The organism is Roseobacter sp., from assembly GCF_045106495.1.
GTDB lineage: Bacteria > Pseudomonadota > Alphaproteobacteria > Rhodobacterales > Rhodobacteraceae > Roseobacter.
In genome coordinates this window covers 1-26,878 of the sequence record NZ_JBGCEQ010000029.1, presented here as the reverse complement: position 1 = coordinate 26,878, position 26,878 = coordinate 1, and the positions used below count along the sequence as shown (strand labels likewise).

The 26,878-nt window shown below is 55.5% G+C and carries 28 protein-coding genes and 1 pseudogene; 9 read left to right on the top strand and 20 right to left on the bottom strand.

What is annotated here, in order from left to right; all coding sequences use genetic code 11:
• Positions 1 to 108: 108 nt before the first annotated feature.
• The gene (locus AB8B75_RS17195) at positions 109 to 2,040 is read right to left on the bottom strand and encodes a glycosyltransferase (protein WP_405364040.1); all 1,932 of its coding nucleotides are present in this window, start codon (positions 2,038 to 2,040) and stop codon (positions 109 to 111) included.
• A 96-nt stretch (positions 2,041 to 2,136) separates the two neighbouring features.
• The gene (gene carA / locus AB8B75_RS17190; protein ID WP_405364039.1) at positions 2,137 to 3,297 is read right to left on the bottom strand and encodes a glutamine-hydrolyzing carbamoyl-phosphate synthase small subunit; all 1,161 of its coding nucleotides are present in this window, start codon (positions 3,295 to 3,297) and stop codon (positions 2,137 to 2,139) included.
• 223 nt (positions 3,298 to 3,520) lie between these two features.
• On the opposite strand from carA, the gene AB8B75_RS17185 reads away from it, so the two are divergent.
• Complete coding sequence (locus AB8B75_RS17185; RefSeq protein ID WP_405364038.1) at positions 3,521 to 3,979, top strand: GatB/YqeY domain-containing protein; 459 nt, start codon at positions 3,521 to 3,523, stop codon at positions 3,977 to 3,979.
• A 133-nt stretch (positions 3,980 to 4,112) separates the two neighbouring features.
• On the opposite strand, the gene AB8B75_RS17180 is transcribed toward AB8B75_RS17185, so the two are convergent.
• Positions 4,113 to 4,595 (bottom strand): DUF2244 domain-containing protein, encoded by a 483-nt coding sequence (locus AB8B75_RS17180; protein ID WP_405364037.1) that lies wholly within the window; start codon positions 4,593 to 4,595, stop codon positions 4,113 to 4,115.
• Between the two features lie 489 nt (positions 4,596 to 5,084).
• Complete coding sequence (locus tag AB8B75_RS17175; protein WP_405364036.1) at positions 5,085 to 6,410, bottom strand: calcium-binding protein; 1,326 nt, start codon at positions 6,408 to 6,410, stop codon at positions 5,085 to 5,087.
• Positions 6,411 to 6,568: 158 nt separating this feature from the next.
• Here AB8B75_RS17175 and AB8B75_RS17170 point away from each other — a divergent pair, with 158 nt between their 5' ends.
• Positions 6,569 to 6,691: a hypothetical protein gene (locus AB8B75_RS17170; RefSeq protein WP_405364035.1), complete on the top strand. Its 123-nt coding sequence runs from the start codon at positions 6,569 to 6,571 to the stop codon at positions 6,689 to 6,691.
• Between the two features lie 44 nt (positions 6,692 to 6,735).
• Here the strand turns inward: AB8B75_RS17170 and AB8B75_RS17165 are convergent, their stop codons facing one another.
• The gene (locus tag AB8B75_RS17165) at positions 6,736 to 7,431 is read right to left on the bottom strand and encodes a Crp/Fnr family transcriptional regulator (RefSeq protein WP_405364034.1); all 696 of its coding nucleotides are present in this window, start codon (positions 7,429 to 7,431) and stop codon (positions 6,736 to 6,738) included.
• Positions 7,432 to 7,522: 91 nt separating this feature from the next.
• Here AB8B75_RS17165 and AB8B75_RS17160 point away from each other — a divergent pair, with 91 nt between their 5' ends.
• From AB8B75_RS17160 to AB8B75_RS17130, 7 genes are all read left to right on the top strand, one after another.
• Complete coding sequence (locus AB8B75_RS17160; RefSeq protein ID WP_405364033.1) at positions 7,523 to 8,497, top strand: transporter; 975 nt, start codon at positions 7,523 to 7,525, stop codon at positions 8,495 to 8,497.
• Positions 8,498 to 8,585: 88 nt separating this feature from the next.
• Entirely contained in the window at positions 8,586 to 10,499 is a 1,914-nt protein-coding gene (locus tag AB8B75_RS17155) for a DUF3604 domain-containing protein (protein ID WP_405364032.1), read from the top strand.
• 4 nt (positions 10,500 to 10,503) lie between these two features.
• Complete coding sequence (locus AB8B75_RS17150) at positions 10,504 to 12,300, top strand: DUF3604 domain-containing protein (RefSeq protein ID WP_405364031.1); 1,797 nt, start codon at positions 10,504 to 10,506, stop codon at positions 12,298 to 12,300.
• 400 nt (positions 12,301 to 12,700) lie between these two features.
• Positions 12,701 to 13,066, top strand: a complete 366-nt coding sequence (locus tag AB8B75_RS17145) for a hypothetical protein (protein ID WP_405364030.1) — start codon at positions 12,701 to 12,703, stop codon at positions 13,064 to 13,066.
• 3 nt (positions 13,067 to 13,069) lie between these two features.
• A complete protein-coding gene (locus tag AB8B75_RS17140) occupies positions 13,070 to 13,282 on the top strand; it encodes a hypothetical protein (protein WP_405364029.1) in 213 nt (70 codons plus the stop codon).
• A 12-nt stretch (positions 13,283 to 13,294) separates the two neighbouring features.
• Complete coding sequence (locus AB8B75_RS17135) at positions 13,295 to 13,849, top strand: hypothetical protein (protein ID WP_405364028.1); 555 nt, start codon at positions 13,295 to 13,297, stop codon at positions 13,847 to 13,849.
• Positions 13,846 to 14,061, top strand: coding sequence for a hypothetical protein (locus AB8B75_RS17130; protein WP_405364027.1), 216 nt, complete (start codon positions 13,846 to 13,848; stop codon positions 14,059 to 14,061). Before AB8B75_RS17135 ends, AB8B75_RS17130 begins: the two co-directional genes overlap by 4 nt.
• Before the next feature lie 39 nt (positions 14,062 to 14,100).
• Here AB8B75_RS17130 and AB8B75_RS17125 read toward each other — a convergent pair whose 3' ends face one another.
• The 15 genes and pseudogenes from AB8B75_RS17125 to AB8B75_RS17055 all read right to left on the bottom strand — a co-directional run.
• On the bottom strand, positions 14,101 to 14,529 hold the full coding sequence (locus tag AB8B75_RS17125; RefSeq protein ID WP_405364026.1) for a DUF4399 domain-containing protein: 429 nt from the start codon (positions 14,527 to 14,529) through the stop codon (positions 14,101 to 14,103).
• 246 nt (positions 14,530 to 14,775) lie between these two features.
• Positions 14,776 to 15,279 (bottom strand): DUF3299 domain-containing protein, encoded by a 504-nt coding sequence (locus AB8B75_RS17120; protein ID WP_405364025.1) that lies wholly within the window; start codon positions 15,277 to 15,279, stop codon positions 14,776 to 14,778.
• Entirely contained in the window at positions 15,261 to 15,776 is a 516-nt protein-coding gene (locus AB8B75_RS17115; RefSeq protein WP_405364024.1) for a DUF3299 domain-containing protein, read from the bottom strand. The genes AB8B75_RS17120 and AB8B75_RS17115 overlap by 19 nt, the downstream gene beginning before the upstream one ends.
• Before the next feature lie 16 nt (positions 15,777 to 15,792).
• Positions 15,793 to 17,043, bottom strand: a complete 1,251-nt coding sequence (locus AB8B75_RS17110) for an ABC transporter permease (RefSeq protein ID WP_405364023.1) — start codon at positions 17,041 to 17,043, stop codon at positions 15,793 to 15,795.
• Positions 17,040 to 17,753 carry an ABC transporter ATP-binding protein gene (locus tag AB8B75_RS17105; RefSeq protein WP_405364022.1) on the bottom strand — a complete coding sequence of 238 codons (714 nt, stop codon included), beginning with the start codon at positions 17,751 to 17,753 and terminating at the stop codon, positions 17,040 to 17,042. Before AB8B75_RS17105 ends, AB8B75_RS17110 begins: the two co-directional genes overlap by 4 nt.
• Positions 17,754 to 18,389, bottom strand: coding sequence for a DUF2796 domain-containing protein (locus tag AB8B75_RS17100; RefSeq protein WP_405364021.1), 636 nt, complete (start codon positions 18,387 to 18,389; stop codon positions 17,754 to 17,756). It abuts the gene before it with no gap.
• A gap of 732 nt (positions 18,390 to 19,121) precedes the next feature.
• A pseudogene (locus tag AB8B75_RS17095) lies at positions 19,122 to 19,241 on the bottom strand (IS3 family transposase); the annotation flags it as partial.
• Between the two features lie 275 nt (positions 19,242 to 19,516).
• Positions 19,517 to 20,824 (bottom strand): ATPase, encoded by a 1,308-nt coding sequence (locus AB8B75_RS17090; protein ID WP_405364020.1) that lies wholly within the window; start codon positions 20,822 to 20,824, stop codon positions 19,517 to 19,519.
• Positions 20,825 to 20,903: 79 nt separating this feature from the next.
• Positions 20,904 to 21,401 carry a prepilin peptidase gene (locus AB8B75_RS17085; RefSeq protein ID WP_405364019.1) on the bottom strand — a complete coding sequence of 166 codons (498 nt, stop codon included), beginning with the start codon at positions 21,399 to 21,401 and terminating at the stop codon, positions 20,904 to 20,906.
• A 12-nt stretch (positions 21,402 to 21,413) separates the two neighbouring features.
• Positions 21,414 to 22,265, bottom strand: coding sequence for a tetratricopeptide repeat protein (locus AB8B75_RS17080; protein ID WP_405364018.1), 852 nt, complete (start codon positions 22,263 to 22,265; stop codon positions 21,414 to 21,416).
• Between the two features lie 30 nt (positions 22,266 to 22,295).
• Entirely contained in the window at positions 22,296 to 22,895 is a 600-nt protein-coding gene (locus tag AB8B75_RS17075) for a tetratricopeptide repeat protein (RefSeq protein WP_405364017.1), read from the bottom strand.
• The gene (locus AB8B75_RS17070; protein ID WP_405364016.1) at positions 22,895 to 23,878 is read right to left on the bottom strand and encodes a type II secretion system F family protein; all 984 of its coding nucleotides are present in this window, start codon (positions 23,876 to 23,878) and stop codon (positions 22,895 to 22,897) included. Before AB8B75_RS17070 ends, AB8B75_RS17075 begins: the two co-directional genes overlap by 1 nt.
• A gap of 11 nt (positions 23,879 to 23,889) precedes the next feature.
• Positions 23,890 to 24,852 (bottom strand): type II secretion system F family protein, encoded by a 963-nt coding sequence (locus AB8B75_RS17065; protein ID WP_405364015.1) that lies wholly within the window; start codon positions 24,850 to 24,852, stop codon positions 23,890 to 23,892.
• A gap of 11 nt (positions 24,853 to 24,863) precedes the next feature.
• Positions 24,864 to 26,324: a CpaF family protein gene (locus AB8B75_RS17060; RefSeq protein WP_405364014.1), complete on the bottom strand. Its 1,461-nt coding sequence runs from the start codon at positions 26,322 to 26,324 to the stop codon at positions 24,864 to 24,866.
• A gap of 42 nt (positions 26,325 to 26,366) precedes the next feature.
• Positions 26,367 to 26,878: CpaE family protein (locus tag AB8B75_RS17055; RefSeq protein WP_405364013.1), on the bottom strand; the 512-nt coding region annotated here is incomplete at its 5' end.

Genomic DNA, 26,878 nt, shown 5'->3' with positions numbered 1-26,878 from the left:
GCATCTGATTTTCTTTTAATATTAGCTGGTCTGTTGCCGCTTTTTTTTGTCGCGTGACATCCAAAACAAAGGCGAGACCTGCATCAGTTTATGGTGAACTGTTAGCAGTCATTTTTGTGCCAATGTGCATTTTGGTCGGCTTGGTCTGACATCGGTCTGACAGGACACGCCATGTTGTGTTTTGTCCCAGAAAAAAGGAGCGCGCACCATTTCCCAAAGAGCCTTGTAGCTCGCTGCCGTACCCAAGGTAAAATACAGCATCATGGTCGGGACAAAAGGAATCAGGTGTCGATGGGACCGACCTGAAACGGCAAAGATACCCATAGCAAGGCTGAGCAGTTCGGAAAATAAAAAGAGGCCTATCAAGATCCAGATGGCATGGCTTCCCAGTGTGATTTCGACAGGGTGAGTCGCACCTGTAAAGGTTAACCAGAAAGACCATAAGAGGGGTGCTGCCGCAAACTGCGAAAACGTAGCCAGAAAAATGGTTTGCAACCCCAGGAACCTTTTCCATCCGAGATCACGCTTCAATTGCATAGGATGTCGCATGTGCACGAAATACGTGATCATGAAGCCTTTGAGCCAGCGCGAACGCTGTCGAACCCACGGCCAAGCCCGACTTGTGGCTTCTTCATGGGTCACGGTCGGCAGCAACTCTGTGACAAAGCCATGGCGCGCCAACCTGACACCCAGATCGGCGTCTTCTGTCACATTATGTGCGTCCCACCCTCCCAGTTCTTCCAGTGCACTTCGGCGGAAAAACAGCGTCGTGCCACCCAGTGGTATGACGAGGCCCAGCTTTGCAATGCCCGGCAGGATCACCCGCCACCAGGTCGCATATTCTATGGTAAAGCAGCGTGACAGCCAGTTTGTGCGGGAATTGTAGTAGTCCAAAACACCTTGCAAACAAACAACATTTTTAGGCGCCTGATTGAACCTGTTCACAACCTGCTCAATTTGATCTGCTTCCGGCCAGTCCTCGGCGTCCCAGACACCGATGATGCTGCCTCGGCAAAAGTCGAGTGCGTAGTTCAGCGCGCGCGGCTTTGTTGTCAGATCCCCTGCGCCGGGGACTTCGATCACGCTCATCCATTCAGGCAATTCTGTCTGCGCGATGGTCTGGCGCGTCAAATCATCGCCCTCTTCGAGCACAAGGACGATGTTCAAAAGTGATTTAGGGTAGGTCAGTTTGCTGAGCCGCTTGATCAGTTGTCCGGCGATTTCCTTTTCTTTGAGCAGGGGTACCAAAACAGAGACGCGCGGCATGCGGAATTTAGCGGATTGCAGGTCGAAATTCGCTGTTCTAGTTGGTTTCTTGTGACGGAGTTGCGCAGCAAAGGCGGCTGCTTTCATGCTTGTTGTCATCACGAGGGTGAGAACCGCCCAAAGAACAGCGACAGTGAAGGTCCATAACGGCGCCCAAATCAGCGCTGCTAAAATGGTCAGGCACAGGGCTGATGCCCAGAAAAGCCTGTTTTTTCCTTGAACTCCCCAGCTGCGGCAGCTTTCAACCTCGGGCACTCGGACTTCAGCTTTTTGGGCAAGTTCTGCCCCATAAAGCCGGTTGATGTGCGACTGAATCTGTAGCTCATCCACGATCACCGGGAAAAGCGACAGCCCGCGCCGTCTCATGGTTTGGCAGAGAGCCGCGAAATCTGCAGGACTGCTGGTGGCGACAAGAATCCTCAGGTCGTCCCGCTTCCAAGGCACAACACCATGGCGCAGGCAGACTTCGGCGGGCAAGATAGAGGCCATTTTGGGCGAGGGTGGTTCCAGGTCGAGATCGGCACCCTGTGCCCGACACTGCTCAGCCAGTGCGGCCAGCACATCCCGCTTGCTGAGCAGACCTTCGGACACCATGATTTCACCCAAGGGCGCATCAACATGCCCTTGGATTTTCAGCGCGTGATCGAGATCAGTGGACGCGATTTTGCCCCGCTCCACCAGCATATGCCCAATCGGTTCATACTTGATCGCGGGTGCTGCCAAATCCGGTTCTGGTACCGGGTCGGACACAACCAGCCGCAGGGTGTTCACCATAGAATGCCTTGCTTGAATGCAACCCGAGGCAAACTGTCAGAACACGGTTAATGTTCTGTTAAATTAACGCTTTACAACCCTAGCGGGCAACCCGGTCTAGGCCGCGCGGTCGGCCATGGCCTGGGCAAATCGCTCAAACAAATAGTAGCTGTCCTGTGGTCCCGGACTGGCTTCCGGGTGATGCTGCACCGACCATACCGGTCGTCCGTCCAAGCGTATGCCGCAATTTGATCCGTCAAAGAGCGACGTGTGCGTTTCCAGCACGCCCGTGGGAAGGGTTTGGGCATCGACAGCAAAACCATGGTTCATCGAGGTGATTTCCACCTTACCGGTATCGTGGTCCTTGACTGGGTGATTGGCGCCGTGATGGCCGTGGTTCATCTTGATGGTTTGGGCACCAAGCGCCAGCGCCAGCATCTGGTGGCCCAGGCAAATGCCGAACACCGGGAGTTGCGTGTCCGACAGAACCTGTTGGATCATCGGGACGGCATATTCACCCGTGGCCGCCGGATCTCCCGGACCATTGGACAGAAACACGCCGTCCGGCTGATGTGCCATCACTTCATCAAAACCTGCGGTTGCGGGCAGGACGGTCACATCGCAGCCCGCGCTGGCCAAGCAACGTAGAATGTTGCGTTTGGCACCGTAGTCTACCGCCACAACTTTGTATATTGGGTCCGTCTGAGGTGCATATCCCTCGGGCCAGGCCCACCGCATTTCGTTCCAACGATAGGATTGTGCGCAGGTGACTTTCCGTGCCAGATCAAGGCCTTCGAGGCCGCTGAAGGCGCGGGCCGCGGCGACAAGGGCTGCGACATCGAAAACCCCTTCAGGGTTATGGGCCAGAGCCACATGCGGTGCGCCGGACTTGCGTATGGCGCGGGTCAGGCGGCGCGTATCGACGCCCCCCAGCGCAATGCGGTTGCGTGACGAAAGCCAGACGTCCAGGTCCTGAACCGCGCGCCAGTTCGAGGGATCGGTGGGCATCCATTTGACAACCATGCCTTCGGCAACAGGATCGCCGGTTTCATCGTCTTCAGGATTGACGCCAACATTGCCAATATGCGGGAAGGTGAAAGTCACGATCTGCCCTGCATAGGAAGGGTCTGTCATGATTTCCTGGTAGCCGGTCATCGCCGTGTTGAAGCACAACTCCGCAACCGTCTGGCCAGTGGCGCCGAACCCTGTGCCGTAGAACAATGTTCCGTCGGCAAGCGCCAGACAAGCGGTTGGGCGGTCGGACGCAGAGGGCTGCATGGGCGATCCTTTCAGGCGGTCAGGCGACAGTGAAATCTGGCCGTAAGTAGACGGGCCACAGTGTCGGGTCAAGACCTATCGCGGCCCGTCAACGGATATGCGTTAGAGCGTGACGTTGCGGATTGTATTGCGGCTTCGCCATGCTTTGGATAAGGTCCAAGGCTTGAGCCCATGACGCCGTGTCCAAGATCAATGGCGGCCAATAGTTGAAGGATGCATTGCGATGGAACTGCGCGAGACAGTTGCCGCTTCACTAAAGCAGGCGATGAGAGACAAAGCCGCTGACCGTCTTTCCACCCTTCGTTTGATCAATGCTGCGATCAAGGACAAGGATATCGCCGCACGTGCGGAAGGCAATGATGAGGGCGTGGCCAATTCGGAAGTGCTGGCTATTTTGGGGAAGATGTCCAAGCAACGGCTTGAGAGCGCGCGTGCTTATGAAGAGGGCGGGCGTCTCGATCTGGCCGAGCGCGAGAAGGCCGAGATTGAAGTCATCGAAGAATTTTTACCGCGCCAACTCTCTGAAGAAGAAGCGGAAAAAGCGGTTGCGGAGGCTGTGAGCGAAGTTGGCGCGCAGAGCATTCGCGACATGGGAAAGGTCATGGCCATCCTGAAGTCCAAATACACCGGACAGATGGATTTTGGCTCCGTTGGCCCCAAGGTCAAAGCGCGCCTGGGGTAAACGTGGCGCTTTGACAGATCCATTGAAGCGGCGCATTCCTGGCGGTCAAAATCCAGAGCAATTCCTTGGTCTGCCACGGTAAAATCCTGTGGCGGCCGTATGTGGCTCAAGGGGTTTCGCTGCTATCTGCGCGCTATCTGCGCCAGGCGATTTGCAACTCGTCATAGAGGGATACCCGCTCGTCCTCGCTCAGAAATGCGCCAATTTCGACCTCCCGTCCCTTGCCCTTCAGGGTGATGTAATGCGGGATGGGGCCATCCGTTTCATATTTGGTGATTGTGGTCCAATAGCGGTTGCAGTCCCATTCCTGAACCCGTCCCGAGGGCTCTTCGCGTGTCAGGCGGGCGTCGTCGGCGTCAAGCGTCAGCACCTCCGTAATCTGGCGGGCGCGGTGGTTGCGTTGCAGCGCGAAATAAATGCCCCAAACCGCCGCCAGAAGGAAAGGGAGCAGGCCCCACAGGATAGGCGAGCCGAGCAGCGGCAAGGTCGGGATGCAAATCAGCGTAAAAGTCGTCAGCACGAATGCCGCCATGCCACGGGCGGGCAGCGAGTTATGCGGCCAAAGCTTGAGGGTCTGAGGGATCTCCCCGGGGGCGGATGTCCATTGGTACGGCATTGGCGTTCAGGTTCTGAGGTCGGATTATCGGATGTTATCGCGCAGGCCGCATCCCACGCAAGGTGACATTCTGACCACGCGCTGCGCAACGCACGGTGGGGTGAGTCCCGGCAGCGGGGCGAATCGGGGGTTAAAGCCGGTAAAATATGGCAAAACGCGATGCACCCTGCGTGCACAGCCCGTGCACCGCTTGTACGATGCGCGCCGGATTAACAGGGCGGTCGCCGGGGTTTGTAAACGTGGGGTTAAGAGCTGAGGTGCGTGGCAAACGGGCTTCTAGATCTGGGGGTCCCAAGTCGGCTTCGCGGGCGAAACGACCCACCGGCAATGAAACATGCGCATCAGTTAATCTTCAAGTAGTCAAGAGAATGAAATTGCAAGCGCTGCAGTGAACGAATGTCGATTTGGAAGGGTGTTGATGCCACGCACCGCACCGACGAAAATCGTAGCACGGCGCGCGACAATACCTCCAAACCGGTCTGATAGTATTCAGGTGTAGGAAAACACGTCGATGTCGCTGATGGTAAGCGCTGCCAGATCGGTATCGACAAGTGTCACCATGTTGTCGTTTCCCTGAATACGAATGACGACATCGCGCCCACTCTGACTGGATGCGTCAAGGACAGTCTGAGCGGTCCAATCGTCAAAGGAATCACCGTTGAGGATGAACGCCAAATGATCACCCGCATCGGCGTTGAAATCCCGGACAGTGTCATGGCCAGAATTTTCTTCGAATACGAAAACGTCCGCACCTGCGCCGCCCAAAAGCGCATCCGCGCCACCCCCACCGATCAACGTATCATTTCCGCCACCCCCGGTGAGAAAATCGTCGCCGTTCCCGCCATGGAGAACATCACCTCCCGCATCGCCTCTCAACCGATCATGCCCTTCCCCGCCGAAGATCTGGTCATGGCCGCCATTCCCACGCAACACGTCATTGCCATAACCCCCTTCCATAGCGTCACTTCCGGTGCCGCCCCGCAACCGATCCTCACCCCAGCCGCCGAATAGGACGTTTTCGCCATTCCCGGCATCGACAAGATCGTCCCCTCGGCCTGCTGTAACAATATCGTCGCCGTCACCTGTGGTGATCAAGTCATCTGCTTTTGTGCCGCGGACAGTCTGGTCTTCATCGACCTGGTTGAGATCGTCTATGAGGCCGAGCAGCGAAATCACTTCGGTATCGAGTTGCTCCAGACCCGCCTCAGTGCCGACCGCATCCCGAACGTTCATCGACGACAGAAACCCGACACCGTCATATTCTGCAAAGGGGGCCAGTTTGGAGATATGGTGCACCGCAGCCTCGATGTTGGCGTGTATCTTTTCAAGATCAACATATCCCGAAAGGGAAAAGACCATTTGTTCCTCGATGTCGAGCAGCCTTGGCAGGATGGCTTGCGCCGCTTCGAGGGGCGTCGGGGCAGGCATCGGTTCGGGCTGTTCGAAGCCGCCGAGGCTGTGGACCAGTTCAATTGCCGTTTGGATGACATCTTCGATGTCTTCAAGCGCACTGTTTGCGCTGCCCTGCGTTTGCACGTCCAGGAGCAAGAGATCGGGCGGGATATAATATCCGGCAATCAACGCCAATTCGATTATGGAGGCGGTCTGTGTCGCGATTTGTTCCTGAAGCAACTCGCGATCAGCGTTCTCTTCTTGGGAACTCACAATTGCGCCTTTGATATCAGTCACTAAATCCAGGATCGTTCTCGCAGCCTTGAGCGGCGATAGCGGTTCGGCATCTGAGGTGTCGCCCGGGATCAGGTCGATCGGTACGTGACGCATGAGGTTTGGACTTGAGGGCAGGGTGAAGTGCATAGAGGTCAATTCCTTGACAAGTTGAACTCCGCCGCGATGGGACAGGTCGCAACGGCCAACCGAGTTCTGTCGGGCTGGCCCGGCGCTTGTAGTCCGGCGCGCGTTTACACCCACCTTTCTTCGACAAGCATTGTCTGGTCGCTTTTAAGAAAGTTCTATTGATCGGTCTTGAACCCGTAAATTACGACTGGGACATCGATGTTGTGTTCAACAACATTCAGGTTTTTCGCCCCTGGGAAGCCTTCGCGCGGGACGAAACCATGATGAAGGGTGCTGTTTAGCGCCGCGCGATTTACCTCAAAGCAGATACTGGTCGGGAACAGGCTTACCGCGCGGTACGATCGGCCAGGGTAAGACGTTCTGATCTTGAGGAAAACTGCGCTGCCAGTTCGATTGAACGATACCCGCGTTTCAGCAGGTCCCGGCCTTCCAGTTTTCCAAGCGATTTGGAAAGAGCCCCGCGCGAAACACCACACATTTCCGCCAATTCTTCCTGAGATATGGGAATGGATTGATTGGCGCCAATCGAATTTGCGATGCGTCTGAGAACCGCCAGACATCTGCCGTCAGCATCCCGTATCATCAGATCCCGTGCCGTCTGAATGGCAATCTGGGCGTTCTGCGCTGATAAGGCGGCCAGGGCTTTCCAAAGTCTTGGTTCAACTTCCGCAAATTCGTTCAGAACAGGGAATGATACAGAGGCGATGTCGGCCTGCGATGAAAGGACGACTGCTGCGACTTGCCGGTTTGATCCCGTCAATACAGCGTTTTCACCGATCCATGCGCCCCGACCCAGCAGGTGGCCGTAGATCATGGAACTCTCGTTGTCGTCGGTTCCGATGCCCACGACGCCTGACACTATGCCGTATATGCCTCCCGGAGCGTCACCCAAGTCGTAGATCAAGTCGTTTTGCAAGTAACTGTGAAGCCTGGCCCGCTTGAGCAAGTTTGTCGACAAATCGGCAGGCAAACTGTGGATCCAATTTGGTGGCGTTCCAAAAGCCGAGATATCAATCGCCATAATTTTTTCCTCAATTGTTCAGAAAATTACAATGGCCCGTTAACGAATGTCTATAGTTGGAGGTGTTTGATCATCCGGACGGGCCAGAACTATGAAGAATACATTGGGTTTTGCGCTCTGTGCGTCTCTCTCTTTGGCAATGACAGAGACTGCGGAAGCCGTTGAGGGCGGCATTGAAACCTACCTGCTGGGCAGCCGGGACAGTTTCGCAGGAATTCTCCCGCCGGCCGGCTCCTACTGGAACAACGATTTCGTATTCTTCAGTGGGTCCGCACCGGGAATTTCTGCTGGTGGCGCAGCCGTTGTAAATCCGGAAATCGACGTTTTCACCTATAAATTCAATTTCACACATGTTTTTGACGCGAAACTTGGGTCGGCAAGGTTCGGTCTAAACATCAATATCCCGTATGTCTCGGCTGACATGGATTTTGACGCTGAACTGACGTCGGGTTTGTCAGGCAGCCTTTCGGACAGCGAAACAGCATTTGGAGACATCACCCTGACGCCCATTTTCAACTGGTCGCAGGACAAACTGCACACCTCTCTTGCCTTGCAGTTTTTTCTGCCTACGGGCGACTATTCGTCCGCCAGAATTGACGTTCCTGGCCGCTCTGTCGACGTCCTGAACGCAGGGAAAAACAGATTTGCCTTTGATCCGACCCTTGCCATGACATGGTTTGATCCCTCGAATGGGTGGGAATTTACCGGTGCTGTGGGCGTAACTCTCAGCGAGAAAAACGACACCACAGATTATCAGACAGCCCCCGAAGCACATTTCGAAGGGACAGTCATGCGCCATTTCCCTTCGAAATTCGCCGCAGGCCTGACAGGCTATTGGTATCAGCAACTTGATGACGACAGTGGCTCGGGGGCGGACGCGTCAAAAGCTCTGCTCGGTGCCAACAGTTTGCGCGCGCGTGTTTTTGGCATTGGTCCGATCGTGTCATGGAGCACCAAGCTCAACCACGTGCCTCTTTCCATCAAAGCGAAATATGTCACGGAATTTGAGGCCAAGCGCCGGTTCGAAAGTGATAAATTCTGGTTGACTGTGGGGGTGTCGTTTTGAGTGTGTCGAGAACGAGAAGACCAGAACTTTGCGGTCAGAGGAGGCCGGGTTTGAACAGTAAATCGGATTTTCAGAAGGGTATCAGAAAATGAGACTATTGTGTTTTGCTGCAATGATCGTTTTGGCGTCGCAAGCGTCTGGCCAGGATCTTCCGCCGGATGCAGCTGCCGATGTGTTGAAAGGCCGACCCTATTCGCCCAACGCGGATCGAGGTTATCCGGAAATGGTCTATTTCGGCGACACCCATGTGCACTCCGCGTTATCCGCAGATGCCGGTGGCGGCGGTACAACCTTGATGCCACGGGATATGTATCGCTTTGCCCGAGGCGAACAGGTGGTTTCCAATACCGGCCAGCCGGTCAAACTGCCGCGCCCTTTCGATTTTTACATGTTGACCGAGCATACCGACGGCATGGGCGTTATCACGGATATCAAACGTGGGGCGCCCAACATCATGGCGGATGCCGATGGAAAGCGTTTTCATGAAGCTTTTGCGCAGGGTGGTGACGCCGCAAAACAAGCCTCGATCGAGCTGATTGCCAAATTCAGTCAGGGCACATTGAGCCAGGCACTTTTGTACCAGCCGGGCAGCCCCGGATATGACAACACGTGGCGCGATCTGGTGCAGGCGGCGGAGGAATACAACGAACCTCACGTCTTTACCGCGATTATTGCCTATGAATGGACGTCTCTGGAGGTCGGCGACAACCTGCACCGCAACGTCCTTTTCCGCGATGGTCCTGAGCGCGCGCTGCAGGTCGTGCCTTTCCTCACGTCGCCGCCTGCAGGAAGTACGGATCCGCGCGAATTGTGGAAGTGGATGCAGAATTACGAAGATACGACGGGTGGCGACGTGCTGGCGATTCCGCACAACCCCAACCTTTCCAATGGCCGTATGTTCGCACCCAATGACACGTTCAGAGATGGGGCCGCATTTGATTCCGAATATCTGCGCGCGCGCGCCCATTGGGAAAAGCTCTTGGAAATTCAGCAAACGAAAGGGGACAGCGAAACACATCCGCTGATCTCGCCGACAGATGAATTCGCCGACTACGAGACATGGGACTGGGCCAATCTGGATGTGTCCGCTGCCAAAACACCTGACATGATCCCCTATGAATATGCGCGGGGCATTTTGAAAGAAGGCATCCGGTTCCAAGCAGAACAAGGCATCAACCCCTTCAAACTGGGCTTTGTCGGCGGATCCGACATCCATACCGGGCTGACCACACAGGATGACAATAACTTCTTTGGCGCTTTCACTTGGATGGAGCCTTCTGAAACTCGTGCGCTCTCCGTCGCCAAAGGCAACACCGACCTGGGCATTTCCTACAAAGGCTGGCAGTACGCGACACCGGGTCCAACGGCCGTTTGGGCCACGGAAAATACCCGCGCAGGTATCTTCGATGCCATGGAACGACGGGAAGTGTATTCGACCACAGGCCCGCGTATCACTGTTCGGTTTTTCGGCGGCACTTTTGCCGATGACGACATCAAACACCGCGACCTGGCGCGTATCGGATATTCCCAAGGCATTCCAATGGGCGGCGATCTGATCGCACCGGAGGATGGCGCAGCGCCAAGTTTCCTTGTCTATGCGCTGCGTGATCCCATTGGCGCAAACCTCGACCGTATTCAGATCATCAAAGGTTGGGTCGACGCAAACGGCGCGACGCAGGAAAAGGTGTTTGATGTTGTGTGGGCAGGAGACCGGGAACCCGGCGCGGATGGCAAGTTACCACCGGTTGGCAACACGGTTGATTTGAGCATTCCGAGCTGGACCAATGATATTGGTCGCGCCGAGCTTGGCACCGTATGGACCGATCCTGATTTCGATCCCGATCAGCATGCGTTCTATTATGCGCGTGTCCTCGAAATCCCGACACCGCGCTGGACGGCCTATGATGCCGTGCGCTTTGACATCGAGATGGACAGCGACGTGAAGATGATCACTCAGGAAAGAGCTTACACATCCCCAATTTGGTACACCCCAGAGGAGTAAAGCCATGCGCAAACCCCAACTCGCCTTCTTGCTGAGCACTCTTCTGGCCACTGGCGCATGGGCAGAGCCCAATCCCCTGCGCAACGCCTATTTTGGTGAGACGCATATGCATACCGCGTTCTCTCTGGATGCCTACATCGGCGGCGCGCGTCTTATGCCAGCGGACGCCTATGGTTTTGCAAAAGGGAATGCGGTGACCTTGCCGGATGGCACCGTGATGCAGCACAAGCGCCCGCTGGATTTTGCGGCCATGTCTGACCATGCGGAATACATCGGCGAGATGTACTCGACGATGTTCGACGACGCGCCGGGTCATGACAATCCGGATCTGGAAGAGCTGCGGACCATGACCGACATCGATGACCGGCAGCAATGGTTTTTCAAGTATGTGATCTCGTCAAATCGTTCGGCAACACCGCAGCACCCGCCGTTTTATGCCGGGCCACAAACCGCCAAAAGCGCCTGGCAGCTTATCATCGAGGCGGCCGAAGACGCAAATGAACCGGGTGAGTTTAGCGCCATTATCGGGTTTGAATGGTCTGCTGCGCCGAATGGCGCCAACTTGCATCGCAACGTGCTTTTCCGCGATGACAACGTGCCCGACAGCGTGCCCAGCTACATTGATATCAACCAGGAAGAAAAACTCTGGGAGTGGATGCGCGAGCAAGAGATTGAAGGTCGCCACTTGTTGGCCATTCCGCATAATTCGAACGCATCCAAGGGGCGCATGTTTCCCGATATTGACAGTTTTGGCGACCCGTTGGATGTGGAGTATGCCCGTTTGCGGCAGCATTTTGAGCCCTTGATCGAAATGATGCAGGTCAAGGGCAATTCCGAGGTGCACCGAAAGTTTTGGGCCGCGGACGAATTTGCGGCATTTGAGAACGCCGACTCGATCCAGAAAAACTCAGGGCGTGTCTTCAGTCAGCGCGATTTCGTGCGCGGTGGGCTGACGCGGGGCATCGCCTATGAGATGGACCTTGGCGTCAATCCGTTTCGGTACGGGTTTATCGGGGGCACGGACAATCACAACGGCTTGATGTCTGCGGTTGCCGAAGACGCATTTATCGGCGCGCACGGACCGGAGGATGGGTCGGTTGAGCGTCGTCGTACCGGTGATGTTCTGGGTTGGATCGATGGCAAGGATCTCTCTATTGGATCGCTTGCCGGCGTGTGGGCCATAGAGAACACGCGTGCTGCGATATTTGATGCGATGAAACGGCGTGAGACCTTTGCAACATCGGGCCCGCGGATAAAAGTCCGCATGTTCGGTGGTGTCGATCTGAGCCCAGCCAGTGACCCGCTGGCCATGGCCCAAGAAGGGTATTTGATGGGCACGCACATGGGAGGCATGCTTCCGCCCATCGTGACAGCCCCTGTGTTTACAGTCTACGCCGAGAAAGACCCGCTCGGAGCGAACCTGGATCGCATTCAGATCATCAAGGGTTGGGTCGATGAATACGGCGATACAAACGAGAAGATCATTGATGTCGTTTGGTCCGATGATCGCGTTGTGGATGCTGCGACCGGGAAACTCGCATCCGTCGGGAATACCGTCGATGTGACCACGGCACTCTACACCAATGACATCGGAGCGGCGTCTCTGATCGGAAGCTGGCAAGACGATGATTTCAACCCGCAAGAGGGCGCGTATTACTATGCACGTGCGATCGAAATCCCCACGCCAAGGTGGTCAACTTATGACGCGGTGCGCAACGGGTTGCCTTTGCTTGAGGATGTAGCCGCAACCATTCAGGAACGCGCCTGGGGCTCACCCATCTGGTATTCACCCGCGAACTGACGCGGGAGCGGCGGCTTTGTTGCCCTAGGTTATCCGCGAAGGCGCAAGCAAATTTCGGCGAGTGGGAGGCGGGGTCTGCCGTTCGTCACGGTGGCAGAAACGGATGCTTCCATTTGTTGCCCTCCCTGGGCGCTTTGCGATCATATGCCCAAATTTCGGTGATGCTGCGCCGAATTGGGCGAGTAGCAGATTTCTGGACCAAGAACTGGCCTGGCTTTGACGGGTACAGGTTTCCTTTGCGGTTTTTCATGCGGTGCAGGTGCAAAAGGCCAATGATTTGCCTGCGACATTGCACCCAAAACCATCCGAGCAGCACCTATCGGGCCTTGACCGCAGAACTGGGATCAGGATTTGCCCGTCTCATGGGACCAGACGAAACTGTTCTGGAAGGGAACGGGTTTTGAAGAAGGATGAAGATCGCGGCTGGCGGGCCATCGTCGGGTCTTCGTCGATTATGTCCCTGGCGCTGCTGGGGGATGCATTACTCTATGCTGTTCTGCCCGCCTATGCCTCGGATTTCGGACTGACCTTACCCTTGGTCGGCGTCATGTTGTCTGCAAACAGGTTTGTCCGCGTCTTTGCCTACGGTGCAATTGCGCGCCTTGCTGCCGGATTGGGATTGCGGAAACTGTGCATTTGGGCGGCTGTCACGGCCACCGTGTCAACCGCAGCCTACAGTTTTGCAGAAGGACCTGCGCTCATGCTTGGCGCGCGGATATTGTGGGGGCTCACCTACGCCAGTCTGGTGCTGGCAACCTGGTCCTAAGCGGTGGCGTTTCGCGACAAGGTCAGGACACGCGTCGGTGTCGGGCAGGCCATTCAAAGGGCCGGACCCATTCTTGCACTGTTCGGCGGGGCATGGCTGGTGGGACAAGCCGGACCACAGATGGCCTTTGCCGTTCTGGCCATGCCATCGGCGTTTGGCATCCTCATCGCGTTGCGATTGCCGCGCGCTGTTTCGCCTGCCAAAAGCCGCAGCTGATCTCCCGCATTGGTGCGCCCGAAACCGGTTGATGTGCTTTTCATTTTGCAGGGTTATGGCGTGGACGGTGTCGTCGCGATCACCATTACCCTGATTTTTGCAAGGAACACCGATCTTTTGACTGCAGTAATTGGCGGAAGCGTACTCCTTGCTATGCGTCATTTTGGCGAGGCCATCGCGGCACCGCTGTTTGACGCAATTGCGGACAAATTCGGCGCTCAGAGGGTTTTCGTCATCGCTGCGGTTCTGACGATGATAGGATTCATCTTTGTTGCGTCGGGGATCACGGTGATTGATGCGCTGGTAATGCTGCCCTTCCGAGGCGCTTTGGCCTCACTGGGACCTGCGGTTATCGCGGCCGATCTGGACGTGCAACAGGATGCGATCGGCCCACTTGCCCGTATGCAGGCTTGGCGGGATTTGGGCGCAGCCCTTGGTCCATTGGTTACAGGTTTTGCACTGGCGTATCTGTCAGCAGAGGCGCAACATGGCATCGTCGCCTGTTTCTTGGCCGTGGGGATGCTCTATTGGTCGAACGCGCGAGACCAGGATCGCGACGCGCCTTGACGACACTCATGAAGGCGTGTCGATCAAAGGCCAAGCGCGGTCCCGACGCCCGCGCCGGAAAGATCACACCTGATGAATTTGAAGACGCCTGCCAGATCGCGCGTTCTATCGCCAGGACCCTGCAATCCGACGTCCCAATGAAACGCCGGAAGAGGGCCAAGACGCTCTTCGCTCACATCAACGCAATCTCGATCTCAGCCGCTTCTGATTGAGCGACCTATCCGGCTAATCGCCTGGTGGATCGAGAGGTGTTAGTTTACTGTAATGGTAATGACATCGCTCAGCACAGGAGGATCGTGCGGAACGTGGCTCCAATCACCAAGAAGCAATTGCAGTGTGTGCGTACCTGTCGGCAGTTCTTTTGTCACTTGGGTCTGTCCACCGCCAAAGTGCACAATCTGGTCCGTTGCTGGCAACCCTGAGTCGAGGTCCAGCGTGCCAGACTCCGTGTTGATCAACAAGTGATGGTGACCGGTGTTTTCCGCTTCGGTACCAGCTGGTGCAACACCCATACCCTCCAAGCCAAACACGATTGTAACCGGGTTTGAAACTGTCGCGCCGTCATCAGGTGATATGATGTATGCCCGCGCGTCATCTGGTGCTGGAGTGCGATGCCCATCGGCGAATGCTGCTCCGGCCAACAACAACCCTGCCGTCAAGCTCAACAAAATCTGGTTCATAATGGTCTCCCCCCAAAAAGAAATTTGTTTTTCCAAATCAAGGATAGGGCTTAACGCGATACGGGCAACCAAAATTCAGCTTGTTTGGGATGTTTGACAATGATCGCATCACCGAAATTGCGGGCCGAGCTGTTGCAAGCGGACCCTGGCAGGGTGAAAGCGACGTTGAATGTCCGCAAAGAGATCAGCGTTCAGGGTGTCGCAGCAGATAGTCTTGATCACCATGCCGCGACATCGATTTTGATCTCAAAATGGTTCAATCAGATCTGCAGACAAAGCATATCCGATCTCGGCCAATTGGGTTGTCATCGAAGCGGTCCCGAACATGCCCACGACATTGACCGCCTCGAACAAACCTGAGTTTTCATATGGTTCTTGGGTCGTCACGAAAACCAGTTGATTGGCTGGCGGCGGTGGCACATGCACGCAAGCGCCCACAAACGGCACCAGAATAAATGCTGTCACGCCGGTACCGGAATAGTCGATCGGTACAATGTACCCCGGCAACCTGACGGTTTTGCCGTTCCAATCCGTACGCAGACCACCTGATTCCGGTTGCTCGCTGATAAGCGAAGACCCGTCATGATCGATTATGCCTTGCAGCATCGGGGGAATGAACGATTCCCCTTCCGGAACAAGATCCGACCACTCCAAATCGATGTAATCTATGGAGAAAGCCGGCCTTGGCACCAATGCCAAAGCGCTGAGGCCCAAAATTGCGTCTCTGCGTATCAGCCGTTTTCCTCCCATTCGAAAACCTCCATCTTATCCGCGGTCAAGCTATAGCCGATTTCTGCGATCTCTGTCGTTTGAAATTCGCTTTTCATATGACCGATGACCCAGACAGGCTCCCAAAGCATGTCATTGGGCCAAGGGTTCTCCGTTGTCACAAAAACCAGTTGGTTGGGCGGCGGTGGTGGCACGTGGATGCAGGCGCCCACATAGGGCACCAGAATGAAGCTTGTAACCCCGGCAGAGGTGACATCCCAGGGTATGATATACCCTGGCATCTTGATGTAGGCACCGTTGAGGGCCTCGTTCATTTTCGTGGCATGCTCGTCGAACTGGGGACGCCATGTGTCATTTGCTTCGTCGACCACCCCTTCGCCGATGATCTGGGAATAGGGCACGCCGGACGGGATCAGATCGTCCCAGGTGATCTCGCGTGGGTTTGCGGCAAAGGCCGTGCGTGGCAAGGCGGCGCTTGCTGTTGCTGCACATATGACAGAGCGGCGAGACCAATTCATGCCGGAAGGCCTTTCGTTAGATTTTGACCATCATACCATCCGCCAGCGACATTCGGTAGGCTCTTAGTGCTGGGATGAGGCTCACAATTGCGCCAGCGAGAACAACGCCGACCAGAACGAGCAATTCGCGCATCGATGGCGCATTGATCGGCAGCCACAGGCCAAACGCCCGGTCTACCCAGGGCTGCGCAACAAAAAGGCTGATATAGAGGAGCGCCAGACCCAGAGCGGCCCCGATTGCGGCCATCACTGAGGCCTCCAGCACCAGCATGCCCAGAATGACCCGCGGTCGCGCGCCCATGGCACGAAAGATTGCCATTTCGCGACGGCGCTCGTTGAGGCTGGAAAAGATCGTTGCCATCATACCAATGAGTGCTGTGACAACGACCATGCCAGATACTGCAACCAGGGCCGTTTCGGCGATGCCGACAATTTGCCAGAGCTCTTGCAACGCGACACCGGGTAAAATTGCGAGGAGCGGCTCTTGCGGATAGCTGTTGATGGCGCGTTGCAGGCCAAAGACCTGAAGGCGACTTTTTGTCCCAACCAGCGCTGCGGTGATGGCGTTTGGCTCCAAATCCATCTGCCGGATGACCTCGGTGGGCGTTGATTGGCCCGGAATCCTCGCACCGCTTTTCCAATCTACGTGGATCGCTTCTATGGCTTCGAGGCTGACGATGACGGTGCGATCCACCGGTGTCCCGGTTTTTTCCAGAATGCCCGAAACGCGGAAGGGCTGATCATCATGGTTGGAGAAGGATGCGAGCCCATGGGCGACAACAATCGGATCGCCGACTTCATAGCCAAGCGTTGTCGCGACATCCGCGCCGATGACCGCGTCAAAGAGATCAGACATGATCTCGCCATCGCGCGTGGCGAGTGACTGGCCGGACCGGTACTTGTAGCGCTCAAAAAACGCCGAGGTGGTGCCCATCACGCGAAACTGGCGATGACTGTCGCCCAGCGAAATGGGAACGATCCAGTCTATTTCGGGGCGTGCGGCGATGTCTTGGTAGCTTTCCCAGGTCATGTTATTGGTGGCATTGCCGATCCGAAACACAGAGTAGAGCAAGAGTTGCACGGACCCCGAACGCGCGCCGACGATCAAATCGGTGCCGGAAATCGTATCGGCAAAGCTGGCCTTGGCCCCGGTGCGTACCTTTTCCACGCCCAGAAACAAGGTGACCGAGAGAGCAATGGCCAGGACGGTCATGGCGACGGTCAAAACGCGGGCTCTAAGCGAGCCAAAGGCAAGGCGCAAAATCATGCCGCTTCGGCTTCAGTCACTGCTATGTCGGACAAGTTAACAACACGGTCAAATTGGTTTGCCAAACGGGCATCATGGCTGACCATCAAGACCGATGAACCCGCGCTGCGGGACAGTTCAAACAGAAGTTCAACGAATGACGCTTGCGTGTCTGCGTCGAGAGCAGATGTGGGTTCATCCGCCATGATCAGAGGCGGAGATCCGATCAAGGCGCGCGCGGCGGCCACTCTTTGTTGTTGGCCTACGCTCAACGTTCCTGCGCGGGCTGACATGACATTCTTGGGCAATTCCAGTTGCTTGCACAACTGCGTCGCTTCCGCGTATGGCGCTTCAACGCGCAGCCGTCTTTCAGGTGCAAACCGCAAAGGCAAAAGGATATTATCCCCTACGCTTGCGTATGGAAGCAGGTTGAACTGCTGGAAAATCAATCCGATCTGGTCAGCGCGAAACCTGTCCCGCTCACCTTCAGACAATCCCGAAATATCCGTTCCCGCGACTGAAATCATGCCTGATTGAACCGAAATTGTCCCGCAGATCAAAGACAATAGCGTTGACTTTCCCGAGCCGCTTTTCCCGAGCAGCAGAAGCTTCTCCCCGGTTTTCAAAACGAAATTTGGCACTGACAACCCAAAGCTGGCCCGTCCCGGCCAACGGTAGCGCACATCTTGTAAATGCAGGATCGGGGTGGCAGCAGCCAAATCTTGGGTCAATTAAAACATACCGCGTATATTCAGTGATGGCGCGTCGCGCTCTACATCAAACGCCGTCGCGCCGGTTTCGGTCAGAACTTGCACCTCAACCTCCTGCGCATTCGGGAAACTGTCAAAAAACGCGAAGGTGATCTCAGTTGCGGCAGCGGTGTCTGCGCAAGTCAGGAGGTATTCGGCATGGAATTCAGTGTGACCCGAGTCCTCCTCATGCTCGGCGCGGTCTTCATGTTCTTCATACTCCGCGTGTTCAGCGTGCTCCTCATGCTTTTCGTCCTCATGATCATGGTGTTCGGCATGCGCGTCGTGGTCATCATGCTCTTCTTCACTCTCAAGTGAGGCACTGGCTTGCACGACGCTGCATCCTGCCGCTTCCGGCAGCTCAAAAAGATCAAGGGGACGTGCCAATTTGGCAACTGCTTCATCGACCGCTGCGCGATCTGTGGCGCTTTCGGCCGCATATTCAAAACCCACGATGTCCGCGCCAGGGGCATGTAATTCCATGGCGATCTTTTGGCCATCAAAAGCGATATCCAACTGGCTTACACCATGTTCATGTGCATCCAGTTGGCGGGTCGTTTCGGCCAACAATGGCCCTGCGATAATTGTTGAAAGGGCGAGAAGTGGCAGAGTTTTCATAACGAGAATCCTTTCTGATATTTGGTTAACCTAGAGTTACTTCGCCTGTGGAAAACCCGACAGTTCTAAAGGTACGGCGTAACGGGTTACGTACCTTTGCGCTTCATTTGCGGCCAAAGCCGCAACACGCCGGTGCGACGATCTTGTTTGACGGACCCAAATTGTTGTCTGGTTCCATGACAAATCCCAAGTGCTTGGCGGGTAAAGTTCCGGTATCGGCGATTTTTTGAGCAAGGCCCCCCGTCGTTCAATTGATCGTTTCCTATGCAGTCCAACAAACACTCGTGAAAACCAGGTCGGTTTATTACTGGCAACGCGCTTTTGGTTGTCGCAAGTGAGTTTCTTGCAGAATCGCATTGAGAATATGTAATATCATAACATTATAAATAGCAACTTGGTGAATTCCTTGGAACTCTTGTTAAACCGCTGCAAAAAACAGGCCGCGCATAAGCAAAATTTTGTGTTTCGTGCCCAGTTGGTTTGCGGGCATTGCGCAAGTAATGCAGAGTATTGATCGGTTATCGAAGAAATCGGATGCGCTTGACGGAAACTGGATAGGGCGAAAATCCTGAACTGGCTAGCCGAGCCGAGCGATAACAAGCAATAATACTGGACCTAACTCAAAAAGAGCGGCGAGACTTTCAGTCGTCACGTTAAAGAAGCTGGTAACTTGCCCGCCCTCACCGATAGTGCCCGACCGGGGGCCGGATTGCATGTTTTTGGTCGTGGGTGCTGTCCCGGCATATCTTTCAACACGCAATTGTCCAGCAAAGTGTAATCCAGCAAATGCCTGAGCTTGGCATTCTCATTTTCCAGCGGTTTCAATCTGACTATGTGGGACACTTCCGTCCCGGTTACCTGCTCTAAAATCATCCCGATGATTTGCCTGTCGGTGAAACGGCTCTGTCGCATTGGATGGCGCCTTCAAGAGGTCGCGCAACCCACACATCAGAACAAGCAAGTTTTCAGAGGGGAAGGGCATCATCAGCGACCCGCACACGTAATCAAGCGCGAAAATTATAGTCTTCAGGTGCGCCGGATGGCGCAGATCGATCCTCCTCCGCGACCAACAAAGGATCGCCGATAAGTACCACTTCGATACATTTTCAAGCTCTGGTTCGAGACTATTACTTCACAATATGTTCGTCTTTGACAAACATATTTGCCCAGGCTCTATCGATCAGCTCAGGTGACATCTGGTAGGCAATTCCTTCGAAATCACAAATGGATATCATCTGATCAATCAAGAAGATGGGTTGGTAGTTCGCATAGACGTTGTCTATCTCCGGGTACTTTACCTTCAGCAAGTGCACCAACGATGCTTCGTCCAAGGGCATTTGGCGCTTCTTGGCGACCATAGCGAAAATTTTGAGGAAATTTTCCTGGTTGGGACCGTCAATTTTGATCTTGAAAAAGATGCGACGCAAAGCGGCTTGGTCGAAGATTTCGTTGGGGTGGAAATTGGTCGAGAAAATCACCAGCGTGTCAAACGGCACTTCGAATTTCTCACCCGATTGCAGCGCCAGAATGTCTTTGCTCTCTTCCAAGGGGACAATCCACCGATTGACAAGGGATTGAGGTGGTTCAGCCTGACGACCAAGGTCATCCACAATAAAAATGCCACCGGTGGATTTCAGCTGCAGCGGCGCTTGATATGTGCGCGCCGTCGGATTGTACACCAGATCGAGCATACTGAGAGACAATTCGCCCCCGGTGATCACTGTGGGCCGTTCGCATTTCACGTAGCGCATGTCAAATTTGGTGGAGCGGCGTAGTGAGTTGGGGTCGTCTTCTTCAATAGGGACAGCGGCGTGCACGATCGGATCGTAAACGGTTATGACCTGACCCGCGTATTCGATTGCGCGCGGCACGTAAACGTTGTCACCCAAAGCGTCCCTGATCCCGTTTGAAATCGACGATTTACCATTGCCTGGCGGGCCATACATGAGGATCGAACGGCCAGCGGAGACGGCAGGCCCGAGTTGATCCAGCAGCATGTCCGGCAGAACCAGATGGCCCATGGCGCAAGTAAGTTGCGCGCGGGTGATCTGCATATTGCGCACAGACTGGCGTTTCACCTGCTCTGTATAGACATCAAGCGGCACCGGCATGGCGCCGAAATATTCGGATTGTGCAAGGGCGTCGAGTGCGCGCGCCTTACCTTGTTCGGTGAGCTGGTAGCCCATCTCATTGCCATTGTTGGCGTTGAGAGTGCCTGTTGCTTCTAACAACCGCTGATCACGGGCCATGTCGACCAGTTCTTGCGTCACCGGGATTGGCAAGCAAACGGCTGCGCTCAGTTCGCTGACCATGTCGACGTTTTTACGAAACATCGTTTTGAGGACGATATCGCGCATCATTACGGTCGACAGCCGCATCTCCGCGAGAGTACGTGGCGGCGGCGGTGCCATGACGTTGGCGGTTTGCATGTTCATCTGACACCCCCCGGGTGAAAACGTTCACTGCTACGCAGCATCCCGGAAAAATACCGTTGTGGGGTGAAAATTGAGTAAATTACATTCCGTTGAGCGCGCCGAGAAGCAGATAGAAACCGAGGGTAATACCCAGAGCAAGCCCCATGGGAAATTTTTTGCCCTGATCCCAGCTTTCCCAGTTTGGTGCCAGTTTGCGTAAAGGTGTATGGCGCGCCAGCCTGTGAGTTACAAAGGCGGCCAGTAAGGAAGCTGCCAGCAAGGCAATGACCAACCTCAGATCGCCGAGCGCGACGTAGGGTGCCGATGCCGCAATGAATTTTGCGTCGCCTGCGCCCATGGTACCGATGGCGTTCAAGACAATCCCGAAAACCAGCATGATCGCCAGTTGCGCCAGACGCCAAAGATAGAGATCAAAGCTCGGCAAGGCGATCGGGCCCAGCACCACAAAAACGCCCGCGAGCGCCAGCACCGCCTTGTTGGTGATCTTCATGCGCGACAGATCCGTGTACGCCACATAGACGCAAAGCGGCAGCACAAAAGGCAGAAACCACCATGCAGAATAAGCTGTGATCGCCACGATACGCGCGCCTTAGGTCTTGGTTTCGAGCGCATCCAGAGCGCGGACAGCGGCGTCAAAGTGCTGGGGATGCGTCTCGATGGCTTCGCGCAACAGATCTTTACCAGTGGTCACATCGCCTTGTTTGACAGCGGTCAGAGCCATGGTGTGCAAGAGCTGTGCCCGTTCGGATTGGTCCATCGGAATGACCGGAAGTGAATAGTCGCGTTGCGCACCACGGGCCAAAACCAGATTGTTTTTCGCGGTGAACAGCGATGGGTCCTGGCGGATGGCTTCGCCAAAAAGACGTTCGGCTTCGGCGTAGTCACCACGCGACAATTTGGAATAGCCCCAGTTGTTCAAAACACCGGCGGGTTTCGTCGTCAAGCCCGTTGCGATCTCGTAAAAGCTGTCCGACTTGGTCCACTCTTCATTGCTGTCTGCCAGCATGGCTTCCAGGCGGTACCGGTTAAAGGTCTCATGGGTTGGGGGCAGCGCATCCAGCGTTTTTTCCGCCTTTTTCCAATTGCCGGTCCGAATAAGAGAGTCTGCAAGGGCGACACTGTCTTCAGCCGTTGCGCCCTCCATCTGGGTCACCTTTTCCCACGCGGGGGCGGCTTCCGAGAAGCGTTTTGCGCGCACCAGAGAATAGGCCAAGCCCCTTTGAAGGTCGATGCGCTCGGGCTGTTCCTTGACGGTGCGGCTGAAGTAATTGACGGCCTCATTGGGGTCAGCGACCGTCAGCATCACATCGCTGAGATTGGATTCATCGACGACATTGACGTCTTGAAAGGCACGTTCCACGGTTTCATCGTCTTTTTCGGCGCAACCTGAGACCAGGATTGCACCCGCCAGACAAGCGGACAAAAGAATAGGATGGCGCATTTGTGCGTCCTTTTACTGCTCTTACCTCATTTATGGCGTTTGACGTATTAGAAAGTCACTGTCGCCACGCCGAACCAACTTATAAGTGTCAGTTTCGAAGCTATTCGTAGCAGAATTCTCAGATTTTGCGAGTGCTAAGCGCAAGTTATCCCGGATTGCGACACTTTCGCCATTGTCGAGTGCAAAGGCACGGCGGAATATCTGCTCTGCCTCTATGGTTTTACCAGCTTCCATCAATACAACCCCAAGGTTATTCCAGTCCTCAGGTTGCGCGTCTTCCGTATCGGTCGCCCGCCTTAGCAGAACTTCGGCCTGACCCAAACGCCCTAATCCCAGGTTGGCGCTCCCCAAACCCGACAGGATTTCGGCGTCGAGTTTGCCACGGTCCAATGCCGCACGATTGAAAGCTTTGATTGCCAGTTCGTATTCGCCTGCTGCAATGAGCCGGTGACCCACTGCAACACCGTCCACCGCTTCGCCTGAAAGGTCCACGCCAGGCGCATCAAGTTGGCCTTCGGGTAGGGCAGCGTCATCAGAACGGGAAAAGCCGCCCGGCGCGCAGGCGGCAATTCCAAAACATATTGCCAGTACAGCAGCAGGTTCTGTTACCCGCCACACTCCTTTTGCCATCAGGGCCCGCCCATGTTTCCCAATTGCGTGATACCGTGCGCCGACGGCCCGATCAGGATGATCAAAAGCGGCGGAACGGTAAGCATCATTGTTGCAAGCGTCATCTTGGTTGGCAACTTGTTTGCAGCCTCTTCCGCACGCATGACGCGTTTATCTCGCATTTCGCCAGCATAAACCCGCAACGCATCTGCAATGGATGTCCCGAATGTCGCGGATTGAATCAGCACGGTTACAAAAGAGGACACGTCCTGGACGCCACAGCGTTCACCCATATCTTTCAGAACAGTGACCTTGTCTTTGCCTGCTTTCATTTCGTAAGCGACGATGTCGAACTCCTGCGCCAGTGCCGGGTAGGAGGCGTGCAGTTCGCGCGCCACCCGAACGATGCTCTGATCCAATGACTGACCCGCTTCGACACAGACCAACATCATGTCGAGGCTGTCTGGAAAACCTTGTGTGATTTGCTCTTTGCGCTCTTCAATACGCCGGGTGATCCAATAGGTTGGCAAGTAGTACCCGCAAAAGCACGGTACAATGAAATAGACCATCATCTTGTTGCTGCTGAAACCCTGACCCCCGTCCAACAGGATCAGATACACAAAGGCGCCAATCATACCCAGAATGCCAAGGGTGAACTGGGCAAAGTGGAACATGCGCACCGCATCCTGGCTCTGGTATCCCGCTTGCCGCAGTTGCAGTTGTTTCTTGCTCAGTTCGGCGACGTCTTTGGGTTCCAGAAAGCTCGCAAATTTCTGCAGTTGCTCATTGCGCTCGCCTTGCCGCAAACGCTGTTGCGGCTCCTTGCCGGAGGTCGGCGATTGCACGGATCGTTTCAGTTTCGCCATCGGGTCTTCTGGTTGATTCAACATCATGATGGCGGTCACGGCCACCATTATCAAACCGACCGTACCCAAGAGGATCATGGGTCCCAAGGGTCCCAGAGCATTGATAATCAAGGTGTTTGTTGAATTCAGAATTTCCATGGCAGGGGTCCTTACACCTTAATGTCGGTCAATATGCGCATGACCAGCAGGTTCAATGCGAGCAGAATTCCGACGGTGAAACAGGCCGGAATGAACATGGCGTGGTCACGCACTTCGTCATAGTAATTTGGATCCCCGATGTTGATCACAATCAATGCGACAATGGGAAAGCCGGACAGGAACTTGCCGGACCATTTGGCCTCGGCAGTGATCGCTTTGACGCGGCGGAACAAACGGAACCTGGCGCGGATCACCTTTGCCAGACCGGCGAGGATTTCCGCCAGATTACCACCGGATGTTTGTTGAATGGTCACGGCCACCGCCAGAAACCGCAAATCCTGCATGTCCAGGCGTTCGGCCATTTCCTTGAGGGCGTCGCCAATGTCACGACCATATGCGGATTCATCCGCTATCATGCCGAATTCCGAGCCGAGCGGGTCTTGGACTTCCTTGGCGACGATTTGCACCGCAGAGGCAAACGGATGCCCGACGCGCAGCGAACGGACCATCAGTTCAACCGCGTCGGGCAGTTGCTCTTCGATCATGGACATGCGCTTGTTTGCCTTTGAGGACACCCAAAAGAAAACAGCACCCACGCCAATGCCAACAGACAGCAAGGCACGCACGCCCACTTCGGTTTCTGTCCCGACAGTCAGGCCCAAAAAGGCAATACAAGCCAGCAGCGCCATAATCATGACCAGCTGGCGCGGTGTGAAGGCAATCGCGGCTTTTTGCGCCTTTTCGGCCAGAAGCGAATAAAGCGGAATGGACCGCGACTTCATATGCTGCTGCATTTCCTTGCGCAGTTTTTCCAGCACCTCTTCGCGGCCATTGCCCTTGTCGAGCATTTCCAACCGGCGGTTGACGCGACTGTTGAGGCTGATGGACTTGCCAAAAGTGACAAGATACAGGCCTTCGACCAGCACCAAGACGCCGATGAAGATCAAGCCGTAAATAATTGGTTCTGCACTCATGGTCCTGGTCCTTATTCGGCCGCGATGGGCTCGTAGATGGATGGTGGCAAATCATAGCCCCACATGCGGAAGCGTTCGGCAAAAGACGAACGCACGCCGGTGGCTGTAAAGTGACCGATGATCTTGTTGTCTGGTGTCAGGCCTACGCGCTGATAGCGGAAGATCTCCTGCATGGAGATGACCTCTCCTTCCATCCCGGTAATTTCGGTGATGGATGTCATGCGGCGCGTTCCGTCCTGAAGACGCGACGCCTGCACGATCAGATTGACAGCGCTGGATATCTGGCTGCGGACCGCTTTAAGAGGCATTTCAATGCCGGCCATGGCGATCATGTTTTCAAGACGCGACACGCCATCTCGGGCTGAGTTGGCGTGGATGGTGGTCATGGACCCATCATGGCCCGTGTTCATGGCCTGCAACATGTCGATAACCTCTTCGCCGCGTGTCTCGCCGACGATGATACGGTCGGGGCGCATCCGCAGAGCGTTTTTCAGACAATCGCGTGGCGAGACTTCACCCTTGCCTTCGACATTGGGCGGGCGGCTTTCCATGCGGCCCACATGTGTTTGTTGCAGCTGAAGTTCCGCCGTATCCTCAATCGTCAAGATACGCTCGTTGTTGTCGATGAAGGAAGACAGCGCGTTCAGCGTTGTTGTCTTGCCTGAACCGGTACCGCCTGAGACGATCACATTGAGGCGTGTGGCCACGGCGGCCTGCAAATAGGCCGCCATTTCCTCGGTGAAGGCGCCAAACTTGACCAAGTCGTCAATGGCGAGCTTGTCCTTTTTGAACTTACGAATGGAGACCAGGCTGCCATCCACCGCGATCGGGGGGACCATCGCGTTGAAACGCGAGCCATCGCCCAAGCGGGTGTCCACATAGGGGTTGGATTCATCGACACGGCGACCCACGGCCGACACGATTTTGTCGATGATCCGCAGAAGGTGGCGTTCGTCCTTGAACGTCACATCCGTGAGCGTCCGCTTACCGGCGCGTTCCACAAAGATCTGTTGCGGCCCGTTCACCAGAATATCGTTGACCGTGTCGTCCTTCAGCAGGAGCTCGAGAGGGCCAAGACCCGTGACTTCGTCATACAGCTCTTGATGGATGGTTTGGCGTTCGTCCTTGTTCAGAACGATCGACATTTCCTCAAGGCTCTCGGCGGCGATGGCCTGAATTTCAGCGCGCAGTTCCTGCTCGGTCGCGGTTTCCAGCGCGGCGAGGTTCAGGTTGTCCAACAGCTGTTTGTGCAGTTCGAGCTTGATCTCGGACAGCCGTTCCTTGCGCTTCTTTTCCTTGTCGCCCAGGACGGCCTGGGCCGCGACCTTGGGCTTTTGCGGGCCCATGGATTTGCGTTGCGTCGCCCCAGCCGAGGGTTTCGGCGCGGACTCGGCAACGGGCTGTGGTTCAGCTGGACCGGCCTTGGCCGGTCTCGCCCCTGGCTCGCCCGGTTTCTTATAACGTGAGAACATCTTTCAGACCCCTTCTCCGTCGCCTCGCACCCTAGGCGTCCGTCACTGACCGCCCGCTGCCACCGCATCCGCCGAGACAAGCTCGTGGAGCGAGATCGCAAGTTTGGAAATTTCCTTGCGCAACGGATTCTTGGCGGCGTTGATGGCCAGGGGCAGTCCATGGTCATTGGCTTGCAGCACTTGTTTTTGCCCATCGGGCAGCAGCACTTCGATATCGATGTCGAGGCTTTCGGCCATGCGCTTGACGCGGGCCTTGCCCTGCAAATCGGTAAACCCTGGCGACCGGTTCATGCCAAAGCGCAGCTTCTCGACCGGCATGTCCTCGCCCTTGAGAAGACGCAGGAACCGCAGGCAATTCTGGGCCGACCGCATGTCGAGTTCGAGCAGGGTGAAGTAGACCTGCGCGGAATGCAGGACGGTTTCGGTCCAGGCCACCACGGTCGTGGGCATATCCACAACCACATAGTCAAAGTTGGAGCGCGCATAACCAAGGATCTTGTCGATATCCTCGGGCCCAACCATATCCAGCGGAAGCATCTCGGCGGGCGCCGTGA

What these genes read in the sequence shown, in the direction of transcription:
- carA (WP_405364039.1), bottom strand. Translation starts at nt 3,297, where the DNA reads ATGCAGCCCTCTGCGTCCGACCGCCCAACCGCTTGTCTGGCGCTTGCC.
- AB8B75_RS17060 (WP_405364014.1), bottom strand. Translation starts at nt 26,324, where the DNA reads ATGTTCTCACGTTATAAGAAACCGGGCGAGCCAGGGGCGAGACCGGCC.
- AB8B75_RS17065 (WP_405364015.1), bottom strand. Translation starts at nt 24,852, where the DNA reads ATGAGTGCAGAACCAATTATTTACGGCTTGATCTTCATCGGCGTCTTG.
- AB8B75_RS17075 (WP_405364017.1), bottom strand. Translation starts at nt 22,895, where the DNA reads ATGGCAAAAGGAGTGTGGCGGGTAACAGAACCTGCTGCTGTACTGGCA.
- AB8B75_RS17125 (WP_405364026.1), bottom strand. Translation starts at nt 14,529, where the DNA reads ATGAACCAGATTTTGTTGAGCTTGACGGCAGGGTTGTTGTTGGCCGGA.
- AB8B75_RS17080 (WP_405364018.1), bottom strand. Translation starts at nt 22,265, where the DNA reads ATGCGCCATCCTATTCTTTTGTCCGCTTGTCTGGCGGGTGCAATCCTG.
- AB8B75_RS17180 (WP_405364037.1), bottom strand. Translation starts at nt 4,595, where the DNA reads ATGCCGTACCAATGGACATCCGCCCCCGGGGAGATCCCTCAGACCCTC.
- AB8B75_RS17110 (WP_405364023.1), bottom strand. Translation starts at nt 17,043, where the DNA reads ATGATTTTGCGCCTTGCCTTTGGCTCGCTTAGAGCCCGCGTTTTGACC.
- AB8B75_RS17160 (WP_405364033.1), top strand. Translation starts at nt 7,523, where the DNA reads ATGAAGAATACATTGGGTTTTGCGCTCTGTGCGTCTCTCTCTTTGGCA.
- AB8B75_RS17165 (WP_405364034.1), bottom strand. Translation starts at nt 7,431, where the DNA reads ATGGCGATTGATATCTCGGCTTTTGGAACGCCACCAAATTGGATCCAC.
- AB8B75_RS17175 (WP_405364036.1), bottom strand. Translation starts at nt 6,410, where the DNA reads ATGCACTTCACCCTGCCCTCAAGTCCAAACCTCATGCGTCACGTACCG.
- AB8B75_RS17150 (WP_405364031.1), top strand. Translation starts at nt 10,504, where the DNA reads ATGCGCAAACCCCAACTCGCCTTCTTGCTGAGCACTCTTCTGGCCACT.
- AB8B75_RS17070 (WP_405364016.1), bottom strand. Translation starts at nt 23,878, where the DNA reads ATGGAAATTCTGAATTCAACAAACACCTTGATTATCAATGCTCTGGGA.
- AB8B75_RS17195 (WP_405364040.1), bottom strand. Translation starts at nt 2,040, where the DNA reads ATGGTGAACACCCTGCGGCTGGTTGTGTCCGACCCGGTACCAGAACCG.
- AB8B75_RS17185 (WP_405364038.1), top strand. Translation starts at nt 3,521, where the DNA reads ATGGAACTGCGCGAGACAGTTGCCGCTTCACTAAAGCAGGCGATGAGA.
- AB8B75_RS17090 (WP_405364020.1), bottom strand. Translation starts at nt 20,824, where the DNA reads ATGAACATGCAAACCGCCAACGTCATGGCACCGCCGCCGCCACGTACT.
- AB8B75_RS17120 (WP_405364025.1), bottom strand. Translation starts at nt 15,279, where the DNA reads ATGGGAGGAAAACGGCTGATACGCAGAGACGCAATTTTGGGCCTCAGC.
- AB8B75_RS17115 (WP_405364024.1), bottom strand. Translation starts at nt 15,776, where the DNA reads ATGAATTGGTCTCGCCGCTCTGTCATATGTGCAGCAACAGCAAGCGCC.
- AB8B75_RS17155 (WP_405364032.1), top strand. Translation starts at nt 8,586, where the DNA reads ATGAGACTATTGTGTTTTGCTGCAATGATCGTTTTGGCGTCGCAAGCG.
- AB8B75_RS17100 (WP_405364021.1), bottom strand. Translation starts at nt 18,389, where the DNA reads ATGAAAACTCTGCCACTTCTCGCCCTTTCAACAATTATCGCAGGGCCA.